General features: G+C 39.0%; 17 protein-coding genes. 10 read left to right on the forward strand and 7 right to left on the reverse strand.

The window, feature by feature from the left end; genetic code table 11:
- Window positions 1-4 precede the first annotated feature (4 nt).
- The 6 genes from U859_RS0101855 (at window position 5) to U859_RS0101880 (ending at window position 6972) form a co-directional block, all read left to right on the forward strand.
- Window positions 5-1252, forward strand: coding sequence for an aspartyl protease family protein (locus U859_RS0101855; RefSeq protein WP_025141743.1), 1248 nt, complete (start codon window positions 5-7; stop codon window positions 1250-1252).
- A gap of 92 nt (window positions 1253-1344) precedes the next feature.
- Entirely contained in the window at window positions 1345-3861 is a 2517-nt protein-coding gene (locus tag U859_RS0101860; RefSeq protein ID WP_025141744.1) for a zinc-dependent metalloprotease, read from the forward strand.
- Window positions 3862-4199: 338 nt separating this feature from the next.
- A complete protein-coding gene (locus U859_RS0101865) occupies window positions 4200-5075 on the forward strand; it encodes a phosphodiester glycosidase family protein (protein WP_025141745.1) in 876 nt (291 codons plus the stop codon).
- Window positions 5076-5133: 58 nt separating this feature from the next.
- Window positions 5134-6060, forward strand: a complete 927-nt coding sequence (locus tag U859_RS0101870) for a hypothetical protein (RefSeq protein ID WP_025141746.1) — start codon at window positions 5134-5136, stop codon at window positions 6058-6060.
- 105 nt (window positions 6061-6165) lie between these two features.
- On the forward strand, window positions 6166-6357 hold the full coding sequence (locus tag U859_RS0101875) for a cold-shock protein (RefSeq protein ID WP_025141747.1): 192 nt from the start codon (window positions 6166-6168) through the stop codon (window positions 6355-6357).
- A gap of 87 nt (window positions 6358-6444) precedes the next feature.
- Window positions 6445-6972 carry an RBBP9/YdeN family alpha/beta hydrolase gene (locus U859_RS0101880; RefSeq protein ID WP_025141748.1) on the forward strand — a complete coding sequence of 176 codons (528 nt, stop codon included), beginning with the start codon at window positions 6445-6447 and terminating at the stop codon, window positions 6970-6972.
- An 80-nt stretch (window positions 6973-7052) separates the two neighbouring features.
- On the opposite strand, the gene U859_RS0101885 is transcribed toward U859_RS0101880, so the two are convergent.
- The 4 genes from U859_RS0101885 to U859_RS0101905 form a co-directional block, all read right to left on the reverse strand.
- Window positions 7053-7532 (reverse strand): hypothetical protein, encoded by a 480-nt coding sequence (locus U859_RS0101885; protein WP_025141749.1) that lies wholly within the window; start codon window positions 7530-7532, stop codon window positions 7053-7055.
- Window positions 7529-8110 (reverse strand): RNA polymerase sigma factor, encoded by a 582-nt coding sequence (locus U859_RS0101890; protein ID WP_025141750.1) that lies wholly within the window; start codon window positions 8108-8110, stop codon window positions 7529-7531. The genes U859_RS0101885 and U859_RS0101890 overlap by 4 nt, the downstream gene beginning before the upstream one ends.
- Before the next feature lie 470 nt (window positions 8111-8580).
- Complete coding sequence (locus U859_RS0101900; protein WP_025141751.1) at window positions 8581-8901, reverse strand: DMT family transporter; 321 nt, start codon at window positions 8899-8901, stop codon at window positions 8581-8583.
- Between the two features lie 69 nt (window positions 8902-8970).
- Window positions 8971-9537 (reverse strand): Crp/Fnr family transcriptional regulator, encoded by a 567-nt coding sequence (locus tag U859_RS0101905; RefSeq protein WP_051584630.1) that lies wholly within the window; start codon window positions 9535-9537, stop codon window positions 8971-8973.
- A gap of 258 nt (window positions 9538-9795) precedes the next feature.
- Between U859_RS0101905 and U859_RS0101910 the strand changes: the two genes are divergently transcribed.
- Window positions 9796-10158, forward strand: coding sequence for a DUF6249 domain-containing protein (locus U859_RS0101910; protein ID WP_025141753.1), 363 nt, complete (start codon window positions 9796-9798; stop codon window positions 10156-10158).
- A gap of 210 nt (window positions 10159-10368) precedes the next feature.
- On the opposite strand, the gene U859_RS0101915 is transcribed toward U859_RS0101910, so the two are convergent.
- From U859_RS0101915 to U859_RS0101925, 3 genes are read right to left on the reverse strand one after another with little or no spacing between them, the layout of a single operon-like run.
- A complete protein-coding gene (locus tag U859_RS0101915) occupies window positions 10369-10791 on the reverse strand; it encodes a hotdog fold thioesterase (protein ID WP_025141754.1) in 423 nt (140 codons plus the stop codon).
- On the reverse strand, window positions 10781-11290 hold the full coding sequence (locus U859_RS0101920) for a DinB family protein (protein WP_025141755.1): 510 nt from the start codon (window positions 11288-11290) through the stop codon (window positions 10781-10783). The genes U859_RS0101915 and U859_RS0101920 overlap by 11 nt, the downstream gene beginning before the upstream one ends.
- The gene (locus tag U859_RS0101925) at window positions 11271-12479 is read right to left on the reverse strand and encodes a sensor histidine kinase (RefSeq protein WP_025141756.1); all 1209 of its coding nucleotides are present in this window, start codon (window positions 12477-12479) and stop codon (window positions 11271-11273) included. The genes U859_RS0101920 and U859_RS0101925 overlap by 20 nt, the downstream gene beginning before the upstream one ends.
- Window positions 12480-12703: 224 nt before the next feature.
- On the opposite strand from U859_RS0101925, the gene gltX reads away from it, so the two are divergent.
- The 3 genes from gltX (at window position 12704) to U859_RS0101940 (ending at window position 16480) form a co-directional block, all read left to right on the forward strand.
- On the forward strand, window positions 12704-14212 hold the full coding sequence (gene gltX / locus U859_RS0101930; protein WP_025141757.1) for a glutamate--tRNA ligase: 1509 nt from the start codon (window positions 12704-12706) through the stop codon (window positions 14210-14212).
- Between the two features lie 187 nt (window positions 14213-14399).
- A complete protein-coding gene (locus U859_RS0101935) occupies window positions 14400-15242 on the forward strand; it encodes a neutral zinc metallopeptidase (protein ID WP_025141758.1) in 843 nt (280 codons plus the stop codon).
- Between the two features lie 104 nt (window positions 15243-15346).
- On the forward strand, window positions 15347-16480 hold the full coding sequence (locus U859_RS0101940; RefSeq protein WP_025141759.1) for a hybrid sensor histidine kinase/response regulator: 1134 nt from the start codon (window positions 15347-15349) through the stop codon (window positions 16478-16480).
- The last annotated feature ends 12 nt before the right edge of the window (window positions 16481-16492 follow it).

Below are 16492 nucleotides of genomic sequence, written 5' to 3' on the forward strand. Positions count from 1 at the left end.
TTTAATGTTAACCAAATATAGTCCCGGTGTAATAATCTGTTTACGTAAACTAATCATTTGCCTGGGCCTGGTATTTCTTTTTTTTTCTGCCATGGGGCAGGAGTTCCTGTTTAAAAGGAACCGCCAAAAACAATCCATCCCTTTTAAATGCATCAAAAACCTAATTGTTATTCCTGTTTATGTAGATGGTAAAGGGCCTTTTGATTTCGTGCTGGATACTGGCGTAGGGCCTATGATTATTACTGATCCATCTATTATTGATTCTTTAAACTTTAATATGCTCCGTAAAATTAAAGTTTCGGGGTTGGGTATAGAAACGGTTGAGGCTTATGTTTCTCAAAGTTTAGATGTTAAGGTAGGCAGTGCGAGCATAGAACATATACCAACTGCTATATTAAAAGAAGATCTTTTTAATTTATCGGGGCATTTGGGAATCAAAATTTATGGCTTATTGGGGTACAGTTTTTTTAGCAGTTTTATTGTGGATATAAGGTACAGCGAAAACAGATTGATTATTTATGATCGTGATGCAAAAGTGAAATACCGGGGGAAGAAAATCCCGATTGAGATTGAAAATCAGAAACCTTACATAGTTGGTAATGTTGAACTGCCGGATGGAAAATCAGTTAATGCCAGGTTATTAATGGATACCGGTGCCAGCCATGCCCTATCTCTCGAAATGTTGCAGGGCACCGAATTTCCCATGCCAGAAAAAAAAATCAAAGCCAATTTAGGAATGAGCCTTAGCGGACAGATTAAAGGTTACATTGGCAGGGTGGGTAAATTTAGTTTGGGAAACTATGTTTTTAATGATGTTGTTGCCGGATTTCCTGATTTTAAAACCATTGCAGAAAAAATTGACCTATCCAAACGTAATGGGAATCTAGGGGCCGATCTGCTCCGGAAATTCAATATCCAGTTTAATTATGAAGAAGGCTTTATATACGTTAAACCAAATGGTTTTAGCAAAGCGCCTTTTGAGCACGATATGGTGGGAATGGTAATCTATCTCGATCAAAAAGAATATAAAAGGGTACTTATTGGAGAAATTGATGAAAACAGTCCTGCAGAAAAGGCTGGCCTTTGTCCCGATGACGAGATAATTGGTGTTAATTTTAAAGGCATTGAAAGTTATAGCCTGAACGATCTTACCGAATTATTTAAGTCAAAGGCTGATAGAAGTCTGATTTTTGAAATTTACAGGGGTAAAGAAGTGTTTTTTAAGGTAGTACGGCTCGAAAAAAGGATTTAAGTAGCGTAATTTTCCAGTTACAAAACAATTGCTATGTAACAAGGCTCTAACTTTAACCTCTTATTATCAAGCAAACTAACTTTTATATACACATGAAGAAAAACTTTAGGGTACTTGCTTTGGCAGGTATCGTAGTACTTGGTGTAGCCGGATCAGGTTCGGTATATGCTCAGAAGAAGTCTAAAACTACAAAAGGCGCAACGCCGGCAACACCTGCAGCCGCTTCGGCTGCAGCACCAAAAAAAGAAGGAATTAAGCCATTTTCGGAAGTAATTACAGCAAAGGCAAGAACTACAAACGGCTTGTTCAAAACCCATAAGGTAGATGATAAGTGGTACTTTGAGATCCCGGATTCGATGATTAACCGCGAAATGCTTGTGGTTACCCGTTTGGCAAAAGTACCCGCAGGCGTAAAAGTGGGTAACCAGCAATATGGGGGTGAAGAATTAAATGAACAGGTTTGGAAATGGGAGCGTAGAGGCAAACAGGTGTACATTCGTGTACCAAGTTATTCAACCAAGGCCGATCCAAACAGCGATATGTACGAATCGGTACAAAATTCTAACCTGGCACAGATTTTAGCCAGTTTCGAAATCAAAGCTTATAATAAAGATACCACTGGTGTGGTGATCGATGTAACCGATTTTTATAACGGCGATGTGATGGCCATCGGTGCTACCGATCAGATCCGTAAGGCCTATAAAGTAACCATGTACGATGCTACACGCTCTTATATTGATACCGTAAAAACCTTCCCGATCAATATTGAGGTAAAAACAGCTAAAACCTATCGTGCGGCAGAATCGCCAACGGATAACAGCAATGCTGCAGTAACTTTCGAGTTCAATACTTCGATGTTATTATTGCCAAAAATCCCGGTAAAAGCCAGGATAATGGATAGCAGGGTGGGTTTCTTCGGTCAATCGCAAATTGATTATGGAAGTAATGCCCAGAAAGCAGAGCGCACAGCTTATATTCACCGTTGGAATCTGGTTCCAAAAGATACTAATGCCTACAAACGTGGCGAATTGGTAGAACCGGTAAAACCGATTGTAATTTACATCGATCCCGCTACACCTAAAAAATGGGTGCCGTTTTTGATCCAGGGGATTAACGATTGGCAGGTAGCTTTTGAGGCTGCAGGTTTCAAAAATGCCATTATGGGTAAAGAAGCGCCAACCGCGCAGCAAGATCCTCAGTTCAGTGTAGAAGATTCCAGGTATTCGGTAGTGCGTTATTTCGCGTCTGATATTGCCAATGCCTATGGACCGCACATCAGCGATCCGCGTACCGGACAGATTTTAGAAACACACATTGGATGGTACCATAACGTAATGAACCTGCTGCGTAACTGGTATTTTGTACAAACAGCAGCCATTAACCCTGAAGTGCGCAAAGCTAAATTTACAGACGAACAAATGGGCGAACTGATCCGTTTTGTATCCTCACACGAAATTGGCCATACTTTGGGTTTACCGCACAACTTCGGCTCTAGTTATGCTTATCCTGTTGATTCGTTACGTTCTAAAACCTTTACCGATAAACATGGTACAGCACCATCTATTATGGATTATGCCCGTTTTAACTACATTGCACAACCAGGCGACGGTGTAACCAAACTTCACCCTCAAATTGGCGAATATGATAAATGGGTAGTAAAATGGGGATATTCCTGGATTCCAGGCAACAAAACCGCTGAACAGGAAAAAGAAGTTTTAGATCAATGGACTTTAAAAAATGCAGGTAATCCTCTATATTTCTACGGCCGTCAGGGAACTACTTTAGATCCACGTTTACAAAGTGAAGATTTAGGTGATAACGCCATGAAAGCGAGTACTTATGGTATTGCCAATTTAAAACGTATTTTACCTAACGTAGAAAAATGGACTTACCAAAAAGGAAAAGATTATAGCGATTTAAAAGAAATCTATACCGAAATTGTTGGTCAGTTTAACCGTTACATGGGGCACGTGGCTACAAACGTTGGTGGATTAAGCGAAAACTTTAAAACTTATGAGCAAAGTGGTCCGGTTTACGCATACTTGCCAAAAGCAAAACAAAAAGAAGCCATTACGTTCTTTAACCAACAATTGTTTACTACACCGCTTTGGTTAATCAGTAACGAGCAGTTGAGCAAATTTGATAACGGAGTATTATTAAACCGTATTAAAGGTGTTCAAACCAATACTTTGGGTAACCTTTTATCAGCATCGCGTATTGCACGTTTGTTAGATAACGAAACCAAAAATGGCGCTGCAAAAGCTTATACTTTACCTGAATTATTTACAGATTTAAGATCATCAGTATTTGTGGCTGGAAGAGCTGACGCCTTTAAACGTAACTTACAACGTGCGTATGTAGACCGGTTACAGGATTTAATGACCAAAGATTCGGAACTTCCGGTTGGTTTCCCTGTAGATTATGCTGCAAGTTATGGCTTAACACCAATTAATGTTGGTTTATCAGATATCAGGCCATTGGTTAGGGCTGAGCTGAAAACTTTATTAGCCACCACTAAAGCAAGAGCTGCTGCTGGTGATGCCATTACAAAAGCACATTACGAAGATTTAAGTATCCGTATTAAAGATATTTTAGATCCAAAGAAATAATTAATGAGTGAATTTTGAAGGATGGAATTAAAGAATGATTGAATAGCGATAGTCCATTCAATCATTCAAAATTCTCTCATTCGGCATTAAAAATCGGAGCAGATCATTAAATTGATCGCTCCGCTTTTTTTTTAATTAAGATAGTAGATTAAATAAAGTTAAGCATCGATTTGTCACGTTGAGTTTGTCGAAACGCTTACATTAATTTAATAGATTCTTCGACGGGCTCAGGATGACAAAGCTATATTGATCTATACCCCCTCTTTCTCATTTGTATAATTCTTGATGCTTAACTTAAACAACACAACTGTTTTCTAATTTTATGGCAAAACAGGGTTATGCTTAAAAAACTATTCTTTGCACTTATATTATTTACATCCGGTTTATCTGCTTTTAGCCAGAGTGCCGATTCATTAACCGTTGTAAAGGCCAAATGGCAGAAAAATAAAATTGCCAGACAGGTGGTTTTATTCAGGCATCATTTTGATCAGAAAAACCTTTTCGCTGCCAATGAAAATATTTCGTTTTTAGAAATAAAAAATACCGGACGTAAAGCTGTATTTGCCATTGGTGCAGAAGAAAAGGAACTAATCACTACCAGTAATTTCGGCCTAAGAGATACGGCAATTGCTGCGGTAAACGGCAATTTCTTTGATGTAAAAAACGGAGGATCGGTCGATTTTGTTCGTATAAACGGACAAACAATCAATACCAACCGTTTAGATAAAAACGGTAATAGAGCAAGGCATCAGGAAGCGGCAATCGTAATGGATAAGGGGAAAATCTCAATCAAAAAATGGGACGGATCGGCCGATTGGGAAACAAAGTTAAAGGAAAAAAATGTTTTTCTAAATGGTCCGTTATTAACGTTAAACAATGTTGATGAAACTTTAGATACCGCTGGTTTTAACCGCTTGCGCCATCCCCGTACCTGCCTGGGCATAAAACCCAACGAAAGGGTAATTTTGTTAACCGTTGATGGAAGAAACGAAAATTCGGCCGGGATGAGTTTGTTCGAACTGACCAAATTAATGCGCTGGTTGGGCTGTACTTCTGCTATCAATTTTGATGGCGGCGGTTCTACCACTTTGTGGGTAAGTGGAATGCCTGATGGTGGCGTAATCAATTATCCAACAGATAATAAAAAATGGGACCATGAAGGGCAGCGGAAAGTGGCCAATGTTATTCTGGTAAAGAAACAGGTTAAAAGATAAAATTCCTGCAACACAACAAGCTTAAAAAAACTTATTTTAGCCGAAGATTTTTGTTGAAATGATTAAAAATACAATATACTTTTTCTTTTTTGTGCTCATACTCAGTGCCTGTAAAATGGGCACTAAAACCAGCGACCCAACGCTTAGGGAATTTACTTTTGAGCCCGTTAAGGGCATCCGTTATGTAGAAGTAAAACGTAGGTTTAAAGATGGATATTCTTTTAATCAGGAAGGTTTTATGCAAAAGCCATCGTGGATAATTGAAGTAGTTAAAGAAGATACCATGTCGGCCTGGAGCCCGCAGAAACATAGGATGCAGAATTTTTACCTGCAGTACGATCATGGTAATGTATATAATTTTGCAGCCGAATTTTTCAAGGTAAAACACGTTAGTAAAGATAGCCTGGTTTTTCAACGCATCCAGGTTGATGGAAAGGTAATTGCATCAGATGTGCGCTCGGATGTAAACATGACCTTTTATGCACAGGATTACATTAAAAACAAGTTAAAGGCCAAAGCCGAAGACCTGCAAAAACCGACCAAAGCTGATACCGCTTTTATTGAAAAGCGTTCGGCCAGGGTTAACCTGAATAGTGATAGTGCTTTTGCGGCAACAGATCCGGTTCAGTTTATACCTAAAAGCAAAATTGCAAGAGTAGAAAAAATAAGTACAGTAGACCGTGCAAACAACAGAACCGAAGCTTACGATTACATGTTCCCGCAATATATCATCAGGATCGACAGGGCTTATAAAGATTTTGCTTACCAGGTTGCGGCCGTTGTAGATTTTCAGGGTGGGATACACGTAAAAACGATTTATAATGTGTTACCAGAAAATGCCGAGGCGAAAAAAAAGGTGGCTCAGGGTATTGCCGATATCTACGTGAGGAACCTTTTTAACATAGCACCCGGAACTACATTGGGCGTGCCGCATAATAGCGAAATTACCCTGACTATGATTGGGAAGGCGATTAAAAAGCCTTAATAATCTGATATTTACAAATTTTTAACGTTAAAAAAATGTTAAAAATTTATTTTGATTTTAAAAATTAAAACTTACCTTGCGTACTTAATTTTAATATTTAATACAATGCAAGAAGGCACAGTAAAATTCTTCAATGTAACTAAAGGTTTTGGTTTTATCGTTCCTGCGAATGGCGATAGCGAAATTTTTGTTCATTCAACAGGTCTTATCGACGAAATCCGTGAAAACGACAAAGTACAGTACGAAGTTGCTAACGGTAAAAAAGGCTTAAATGCCGTTAATGTGAAAGTAATTTAATTTATTTATCATATTTACAAATGGCCTCGATCACAGTCGGGGCTTTTTTGTTTTTTGTCGTTAACATAAATCCAGTTCATCACTTTTATGACTTATTATTTTATTGTTCCGGGTTTGGGCAATTCAGGTCCAGGCCACTGGCAAACCCATTTCGAAAAATCTGGAGATAATTTTATCCGCATTAACCAAAAGGAATGGGATGCACCGGCAAATCAGGATTGGATTGAAGCCATAGAATCTGCACTCACCGGATATAATCTGGATGATGTGGTTTTAATCGGCCACAGTTTAGGCTGTACTGCCATTGCCAACTGGGCGAAAGCTTACCAAAAGAAAATTAAGGGAGCTTTATTGGTTGCACCAAGCGATATAGAAGCACCAAAGTACAATTTTGATACGCCTGGTTTTGATGGCGTACCTTTGGATAAAATCAACTTTAAAACCATTGTGGTGTCTAGCACCAACGATGAGTGGGTAACGCTGGATAGAGCTGAATTTTTTGCCAAAAACTGGGGCAGCGAATTCATTAATATCGGTGAAGCCGGGCATATTAATACTGATGCTGGTTTTGGCGAATGGCCAGAAGGATTGACGATTTTGAAAAAATTGAGTTAAAAGTTTTCCGCGGAAAACGCAGATCACAATAAATCTGCGTAAATCATCTTGATCTGCGTGGCAAATAAAGACTAGCTTTATTATTTATGCATCTTTTTTCTCAAAAACTGATCAAGAAAAACCAATCCAATCACCAGGTCGAAAAATAAGAAGCTATACAGCATAGTAGGCGTGATGTACTGATCTAAATTAAAGTTCAAATTAACATTAAAACCAAATTTAGGCATACTTACATTCGAATTGTAGAGCACATAGCCAAATAAGGCTAGCAGTGAAATCACGAAAAAGCCACCAATGCTATAGATAATCTTTTTATCAACCCGGGTTTTCATGGCTACCGGTGCCGGTACAATGGCCACATTTTCCATCACATTCCGCGTGAAAGACATCGATGGTTCATCCAGATCGAGTTCGCCAAAAACAGAATTAAGTTTTACCAGATCCTCGTACAAAGATTTAATCCCGGCATCTGACTCAATTTTTTCTTCGATGGCTTTTTTTTCGGATCCGTTTAAATTTCCATCTATATAATCCCAAAGCTCTTGTTCTATTGCATTCATAGTAACTCCTTTACTTCATCTTTTAACAAATATTGTAATTTTTCTTTAAGCCTTTGCCTTGCCCGGTGCAATTTAACCTTTATGGTATTGGGCTCCATATGCAAAGCTTCACCAATTTCTTCCAAACTTTGCTCACCTTTATAAAATAGAGTGATAATGGCCGCGTCATCTGGCAGTAGTTGGGTAATGGCTATATTTAAAAAAGCATGACTATCCTGTTTATCGTAACCATCGGCATTAAAGCCCGAGGTATGATTCTTGAGCTGTAAAACAGTCCCCTCATCATGGATAGAGGAGGTATCTAAACGGTTTTTTCTCAAAAAAGTCATGGCCGTCGTATAAGTAATCGTGTACAGCCAGGTGCTAAATTTAGCTGTTTGTTTAAACGTGCCCAAGGCTTTATAGGCCTTTACAAAGCAATCTTGTGCAATTTCTTCAGCATCTTCCCTGTTTTTTGCAAACCTTAAAGCAAGCGTAAATACAAACCGCTGGTGGCGTTTAACCAAAAGCGCATACTGATCGGTTTGGCCGTTCAATATGTTTTGTATCAGTGCTAAATCTGTCAGTTTTTGCTCCATGTTTAGCTGTAAGACTACATTAAAGATAGGGAGGTTACACGTGGAACATCAATTTATTATGAGTTTAGGAAGAAATGATGGTGTGTAATTTGATTTTTGTTGGGTTTTGAAAATGAAAGGCAGTTTTCATGGCAGAGGGTAGTCCTGCTTTTGGCTTAATCTTTTTGTTGCCCTTCGACTACGCTCAGGTTGACAACAAAAAGGATTTCGCCGCAATCAGGTTTAATATCAGCGTTCTGCATTTCAAACCCACCCCATTTGCATTACATCTACAAACTAGCCCCGGGTGAAGCATTACCCTGCAGGGTAGAGGAACGAAACCCGAAGCGTATAAGCGCAACACGGGAACCAACTTAGTTTCTTGCACGGATATTGCGCTCCAAGAAAAAGAAAAAATCTTTAGCCCACACGAAACTCCCGAAGTTTCCCTTGCGCTCTGGCTTTTTAAACTTCGCAAGTTGGGCAGTATGCTAATGTGAAGCGAAAAATTTTAATCCTGCAATTGATCCGATAAGCGTGCAGATAAAAAAGATCCGCCAAAAAGTTGCCGGTTCGTTAAAATAGACAATACCGATAATTACCGTCCCAACAGCACCAATACCTGTCCAAACGGCATAAGCGGTGCCCATCGGTAAAGTTTGTGTGGCCTTGTTCAACAATAGAAAACTTAAAGCAATGCATACAAAAAATGCAGCGCTCCATTTTATATTCGAGAAATTGTTCGATAATTTAAGACAGGTTGTAAAGCCAACTTCAAAAAGGCCGGCAATAATTAAGATAATCCAGTTCATGATAAATGTGTTTCTGCAAAATTACGACACATTTACCGGGCAACATTTTACAAATGTTAAAAAATGAGCTTATTTATAGGTAGCCCTGATCCGGCTCAAGGTAACCTGAGTAACGCCAAGGTAGGAGGCAATGTGTTTTAAGGCCACCCTTTTAATCAGCTCCGGCGATTGTGCTATAAACTCCTGATAACGCTCTGCTGCACCTTTAAAAGCCCTGTCGATTAATCTCCTTTCGGTAGCAATTAATTCCTGTTCGGCTATTTTTCTACCCCAGTTGGCAATTTCTAAATGCTGATCGTAAAGCGAAAAGAGGTCGCTTAACCTTAACTGTAATAAAGTGCTGTTTTCTAACAGCTCAATATTTTCGTAACCCGGGCGGTTATTAATATAGCTGTTAAAGGAAAAAAGCACATTACCGCTTTGCCCAAACCAAAAAGTAATCTGCTGATTTTCACCATCGCAAAATGCCCTTGCAATGCCTTTTTCAAGGACATAGAAATGAGGCTCTATTTTGTCGGCGCGGATAATTATCGTTCCTTTTTTGTGCTTGATATACTCAATATGCATGGCCAGCTCACGCAATGAATCATCACTTAATGAGGCAAAAACAGCTATATTTTTAAGTTTGTCAATCAAAATTTAAGGCGCTGAAACAAAAATAGCAATGTTTTATCTGGTATTGGATAATTATTTAATATCGCAGGTTTGATGATTGAATATTTTAATATGATTTCTCATATATAATCGTTTTTCGCTCCGCTATTTGGTCATTGAAAATTGATGATTGAACATTTTTTGCCATGGGGTGTAACCTGATTAAAAAACACGTAGTCATAATACATAGAACACGGTTCAACAGATAATTAAATATTTACAAATTAAAAAAATATAATCATGGGAGAGTTAGTAGCAATCACATTATTCTTAGGCGCATTCGCAATGGTATTTGGAATACGCTATCTATCAAATAAAGAAAAAATGGCAATGATCGAACGGGGAATCGATCCTGGTATACACAAGGCAACGCCAAAACCGTTTTTAAGTTTAAAGTTCGGTTTGCTGTTGGTTGGATTAGGAATAGGTTTGCTGGTGGCGCTATTTACCGTTAGGGGCGTATTTGGTAGCAACATGACAAACGCTGAAGAAGGACAATCGGTAGCCATTTACTTTGGTTGCATCGGAATTTTCGGCGGCCTGGGCCTGATTGTTTCTTATGTGGTAGAAAAGAAATGGCTTGATAATAACAAATCATTTTAATCGGTAGGGCAGTCGTACCATCAGATGTTTCCATCTGGTGGGAAATAGAGAGATTCAAGTTTTATAACAGGTTCGCTGTTTAAACTTGAATCTTTTTTTTTGCTGTAAGTTATTACAATTTAACAATTTCCAAATTATTAATACAGGTATTTTACTTTCTTGATTTAATGAACAGTCAGATGATAACATCTGACAGCACTTTTACCACATCTACTGCGGCTTATTAATAATTGCAACCGTTAAGCGGCTAATGCAGTTCATTTTTCCGCGTTCGTCATAAATTTTAATTTCCCAAACCTGCGTTTTGGCACCAACATGTAAAGGTTTACAAATGCCTTTTACCAGGCCACTTTTTACGGGACGCAAATGGTTGGCGTTTACTTCTAAACCTACAGCAACATATTTTTCAGGGTCGATGCACATATATGATGCAATACTGCCCAGGGTTTCGGCCAAAACCACCGAAGCACCACCGTGTAGAATACCCGCTGGCTGGTGCGTGCGTTCATCAACCGGCATGGTGCCTGTAATAAAATCTTCTCCAATTTCGGTAAAACGGATATCAAGTAAAGCGCCTAAATGGTTTTTAGGGCGGTTGTTTAAATCCTCAACAGTAAAATCTTTAAACCACATCGTAACGTTCTTTTAAAATGGAAACATGGTGCATAATATGTCCCCCAGTGATAAACAAGATAGATTTTACATTAATTTCCCTGCCTGAAGCAATTCCCTTTCTTTCCAGTTCTTCCTCGTTTAAAGATTTAAAAAGGAATAAATTGGCTTTGCGTAATGCTGTAAATTCTTCAATCAAATCTTCCAGGTCGCGTTCTGCGAAGCGGGCGTTCAATACATAATCATCTTCTTCAAAACCAGGCAAATGTTGCTGCTCATTTCTTGCAAAACAAGTAATTCGATAGGCAAATACACGTTCAGTATCGATAATATGCCCCAGCATTTCTTTTAAAGTCCATTTGCCTTCAGCATAGGCATAATCTGCTTTATCTGCATTTCTCCTAAATAGAGCGGGGAGACTTTCTACCTGATCGTTTAAAATCTCAAAAATTTCCCTGTCTACTTTGCTAATATAGGTTTCGCCCCAAATCGGATACTCGTTAGGCTGTGGTCGGTTCATATCTTAAACTGCTTTTTAATATTATTCTAAAAGTGGTGCCTTTACCCAGTTCCGATTCTTTTACAAAAATTTCACCACTATGGTAATTCTCTACAATACGTTTGGTAAGCGATAAACCAAGGCCCCAGCCGCGTTTTCGTGTAGTATAACCGGGTTGAAAAACTGCATCAAACTTCGATCTTGGAATTCCCTTTCCGGTATCGCTCACATCAATAAATACCTGCTCTTTGGCCAGGTTCTCGATGATGTTAACAGAAATAGATCCCTCGTTTTCGATGGCGTTAGCAGCATTTTTTAATAAGTTTTCAATCACCCAATCAAACAATGGAACATTAAGCAAAGCCCTTACCTGTTCATCGCCGGTAATGCTAAATTTAACCTTATCAGAGGTACGGACTTTAAAATAGCGGATAAAATCGCTGATTACGATGTAAACCGTATGGTCTTCGAGTATTGGTTTAGAGCCGATTTTCGAGAAACGGTCGGTAATAATCTCTAGCCGTTTAATATCGTTTTCCATTTCGGCAATCAAAGGATCATCCTCAGCATCGAATTTGGATTTCATCAACTCCGTCCAGGCCATTAAAGATGATATCGGTGTACCCAACTGGTGTGCCGTTTCTTTGGCTAAACCTACCCAAACGTGGTCCTGTTCATCCCGCCGTGCCGAACTAAATGCAGCATAAGCGGTTAACAGGAAGAGAAAAATAACCCCCATTTGGATGTATGGGAAATACCTTAACTGCGTTAAAATAAAAGAATCGCGATAGTATGCTTTAAATTTCCGGCCAAAAATGTTCATCTCATCAGGCGGATGCTGTGCTTTCATCTGCCTCAGCTGGCGTACAAAGTATAAGCTATCGTAAGTAAGCTTGGCATCCGAAATGGGGTAATTGGTTTTGGTGCTGTCCAATCCGTTAAAAGAAGTAATAATTCCCGCCGAATCGGTCATAATTACAGGTGTTTTGGTGTTTTTTCGCACCGTTTCAACCACTGTACGGTAATCATCATTATCGTAAAGAAACATGGCTCTTTCCTGAATTTTAACCCAGAGGTGAAATTGATCAGATTCTTCACGTTCCATTTTTTTTACAAAAGAATCCGTGTAAAATACTGATGCTATGCCAATTAAGATAGCAAAAATGAGGAGGAAAAACTTCCAGCGGCGTTTCTTTTGATAGGGGTTCATGCTTTAGCTAGGCAAATTACAATAACAAAACGAAAAAATCATAAAACCATTATGCTTTTTAAAAAACCTTAAGGCAAATCAATTAAAAAGCATAATAGCTTCATCACAGATGAAAACAGTATAAAATGGATGAAAAACATATCTTTGCAACGTCTTGCGTTTTGCGCAGTGCGGTAAGCGTTTAATCGCCCAACGCCCAACGCCAATCGCTCAACAACCCAACTATGGATAAAAAAGTTAGAGTAAGATTTGCCCCAAGCCCAACCGGAGGTTTGCATTTAGGTGGTGTGCGCACTGCTTTGTTCAATTATTTGTTTGCCAAAAAAAATAACGGAACTTTTGTACTTCGTGTAGAAGATACCGATCAGAACCGCTTTGTAGAAGGTGCTGAAGAATATATTGTAAATTGTTTAGATTGGTGTGGCATTACGCCTGATGAAAGCCCAAGCAATCCGGGTGCCTATGGCCCTTACCGCCAAAGCGAGCGCAAACCAAGCTACGGTAAATTTGCCGAACAGTTAATTAGCGATGGTTATGCGTATTATGCTTTCGATACCCCTGAAGAGTTGGATGCTAAACGTAAAGAAATCCCAAATTTCCAGTACGGACAGGCAACGCGTATGCAAATGCGCAACTCTTTAACGCTTACGGTGAGTGAAGTAGACGAATTATTAGCCGCTAAAACGCCACACGTAGTTCGCATTAAAGTACCTACAGATGAAATTGTGCATTTTAACGATTTAATCCGTGGGGATGTAAGTTTCGAAACCTCGTTGGTTGATGATAAAGTTTTGTTAAAAGCAGATGGGATGCCAACCTATCATTTAGCCGTAGTGGTTGATGATAAGGCCATGGAAATCAGTCATGCCTTTAGGGGAGAAGAATGGTTGCCATCGGCACCGGTTCATATTTTACTTTGGAAATATTTAGGCTGGGAAGCTGATATGCCTGCATGGGCCCACTTGCCATTGATTTTAAAACCTGATGGCCACGGAAAGTTAAGCAAACGCGATGGCGATCGTTTAGGTTTCCCGGTTTATGCCATGAACTGGACAGATCCAAAAACCAGCGACGTTACTAAAGGATTTAAAGAAATGGGTTTTATGCCTGAGGCCTTTATTAATATGCTCGCCCTTTTAGGCTGGAACGACGGTACCGACCAGGAGTTATTCTCTTTAAAAGAGCTGGAAGAGAAATTCTCTATAGAGCGAATCAGTAAAGCAGGAGCCAAATTCGATTTCGAAAAGGCAAAATGGTATAATCACGAGTGGATTAAATCGCAAAGTGCTGAGCGTTTGGCACCGGGCGTTAAAACTGAACTCGAAAAAGCAGGAATTGAAGTTAACGATGACGCGTTTTTAAATACAATTATTGATTTAATAAAAGACCGCTGTACCTTATTGCCCGATTTTGTGGCACAAAGTGGTTACTTTTTTGCTTTGCCGGCTGAATACGATGTAAATTCGGTAAAACCAAAATGGACACCTGAAAAAGCAGCGTTTTTTAATGCCTTTGCCGAAAGTTTAACATTGGCTGATGCAGTTACAGCAGAAGCAGCTTTTAAAGCACTGGCCAACGAAAAAGGATTTAAACCTGGTGAGTTGATGTTACCTTTCCGCATTATGTTGGTTGGAGGTAAATTTGGCCCAGGTGTTTTTGATATCGCTGTATTATTGGGTGTGGCAGAAACCAAAGCAAGAATTGAGAAAGCCATTGCTGTTTTTAACAATTAATATACTTCGTTAAAAGAAAGAGGGCTTTAATTTTATTTATCACACATAACATAATACCTTTCTTTATATGATAAAAACCTAAGCTGTTTTTTGTCACAACCCAAAAGAATAAATCAATCAAAATAATTTATACTTTAGTGCAACAATTGTCCCAAATTAAAGGTTATACATTTAAATTAAATAAACTATGCAGTGGTTTGGTAAAGGCAGTAATAACGTAGAAGACGGCAGAAGTGGGGGCGGAGGCAGAACCGTTTTAGGCGGTGGCATCGGTATTATCATTGTTGTACTCGGATTAATTTTTGGAAAGGATTTAACCGGTGTGGTGAGCCAGATTCCGGCTACTGCAGGTACCGAAGAAGTAAAACAGGGCGTACCAGCCAACGATCCACAGGCACAATTTGTATCCGGAGTTTTAGAATCTACCGAGCAGGTATGGGATAAAGAATTTCAGGCCATGGGCAAACAGTATGAATACCCTAAGTTAAGGTTGTTCCGCAATGCTGTTCAAACGGCATGTGGAAATGCCAGTGCCAATGTGGGGCCTTTTTATTGCCCGGGTGATCGTAAAGTGTATATCGATCTTTCTTTTTACGACGAATTGAAAAACCGTTTTGGTGCAGCCGGCGATTTTGCGCAGGCCTATGTAATTGCACACGAAGTTGGTCACCATGTACAAAATTTATTGGGAATATCAGAAAAACTTGACCAGGCCCGTGGGCAGGTGAGCGAAAAAGAATATAACCGCCTATCGGTTAAATTAGAACTACAGGCTGATTTTTTCGCAGGCCTTTGGGCACATAACGCACAAAATCTTAAAGATTTTAAATTAGATGAAGGAGATATAGAAGAAGCCCTTACAGCAGCCAATGCCATTGGCGATGATAAATTGCAAAAACAGGCAACAGGCGATGTACAGCCTGATTCTTTTACCCATGGTACCTCGGCGCAACGCATGTATTGGTTTAAAAAAGGCTTCGAAACCGGAGATATTAAACAGGGTGATACCTTTAATTCAAATAATTTATAAAAAAATAAAACTTTTTTTGATTACTGTTGTTTGTTTACAGTTAATGAGATTTTTGTCTCAAAACCAAACATAATTATCCCGGCTTCTTATTTGTTTTAATAAAGATGATCCTTATAGTTGATGACAGGCCTGAAAACCTGATCTCGTTACAGAAAGTACTACAAGCACACAATTTTGAGGTTGATACCGCATCATCTGGCGAAGAAGCGCTGAAAAAAGTACTAAAAAACAATTATGTCCTGATTATTCTCGACGTGCAGATGCCCGATATGGACGGTTTCGAGGTGGCAGAGGCCATTTCTGGTTTTAGTAAGGCAAAAGACACTGCCATTATTTTCCTTTCGGCCGTAAATACTGAACTGAAATTTATTACAAAAGGATACCTCAGCGGCGGATTGGATTATATTACAAAACCTGTTGATATTAATGTCTTATTGCTTAAAATAAAAACATTTTACCGCATATACGAGCAAAACAGAAAGCTGAACGAAGTACAGGAAAAGCTGTTGGAAGAAATTGAATTCCGAAAGCAGGCCGAACATAAAAAAGACGAATTCATCAGTATCGCCAGTCACGAGTTAAAAACCCCTTTAACCAGTGTAAAAGGCTACATCCAATTGCTGCAAAGAAGTTTAAATAGAGATGATAAAACCATGGCGCAAAACCATATCGAAAAAGCCAGCATCCAGCTCGAAAAACTGAACGAACTCATTGTCGATCTGCTTGATATTTCCAAAATAGAAAGTGGTAAGATGAAGTTTAACATGAAAAGCTTTTGTGCTGATAACATGGTAAACAATGCCATCGAAATGTTACAGCAATCGAATCCCGATTTCAAGATTACCAAACTCGGTAAAACCAATGATATGATTTTTGGTGATGAAATGCGCCTCGAGCAGGTGGTGATCAATTTCATAACCAATGCGATTAAATATGCCCCTGGCACTAATCAGGTTAATGTTACCATCAATATTAAAGATGAAAAACTCTACCTTGCCGTAAAAGATTTTGGTATAGGCATTTCTAAAGAACAGCAGCATAAAATATTCGATAAATTTTATCGCGTAGAAGAAAACAGCAACCGCTTTAACGGCCTGGGCATCGGTTTGTATATCTGCTCCGAAATCATTAACCGCCACGGTGGTACAATTGGCGTAAACAGCGTGCCTGATGAAGGATCGGAATTTTATTTTATCGTTCCCATTACTGAAGAAGAAATCCTTAAAAATCAGATCTAATTATCCTTAATC

The organism is Pedobacter jeongneungensis (assembly GCF_000633455.1).
GTDB classification, from domain to species: Bacteria; Bacteroidota; Bacteroidia; order Sphingobacteriales; family Sphingobacteriaceae; genus Pedobacter; species Pedobacter jeongneungensis_A.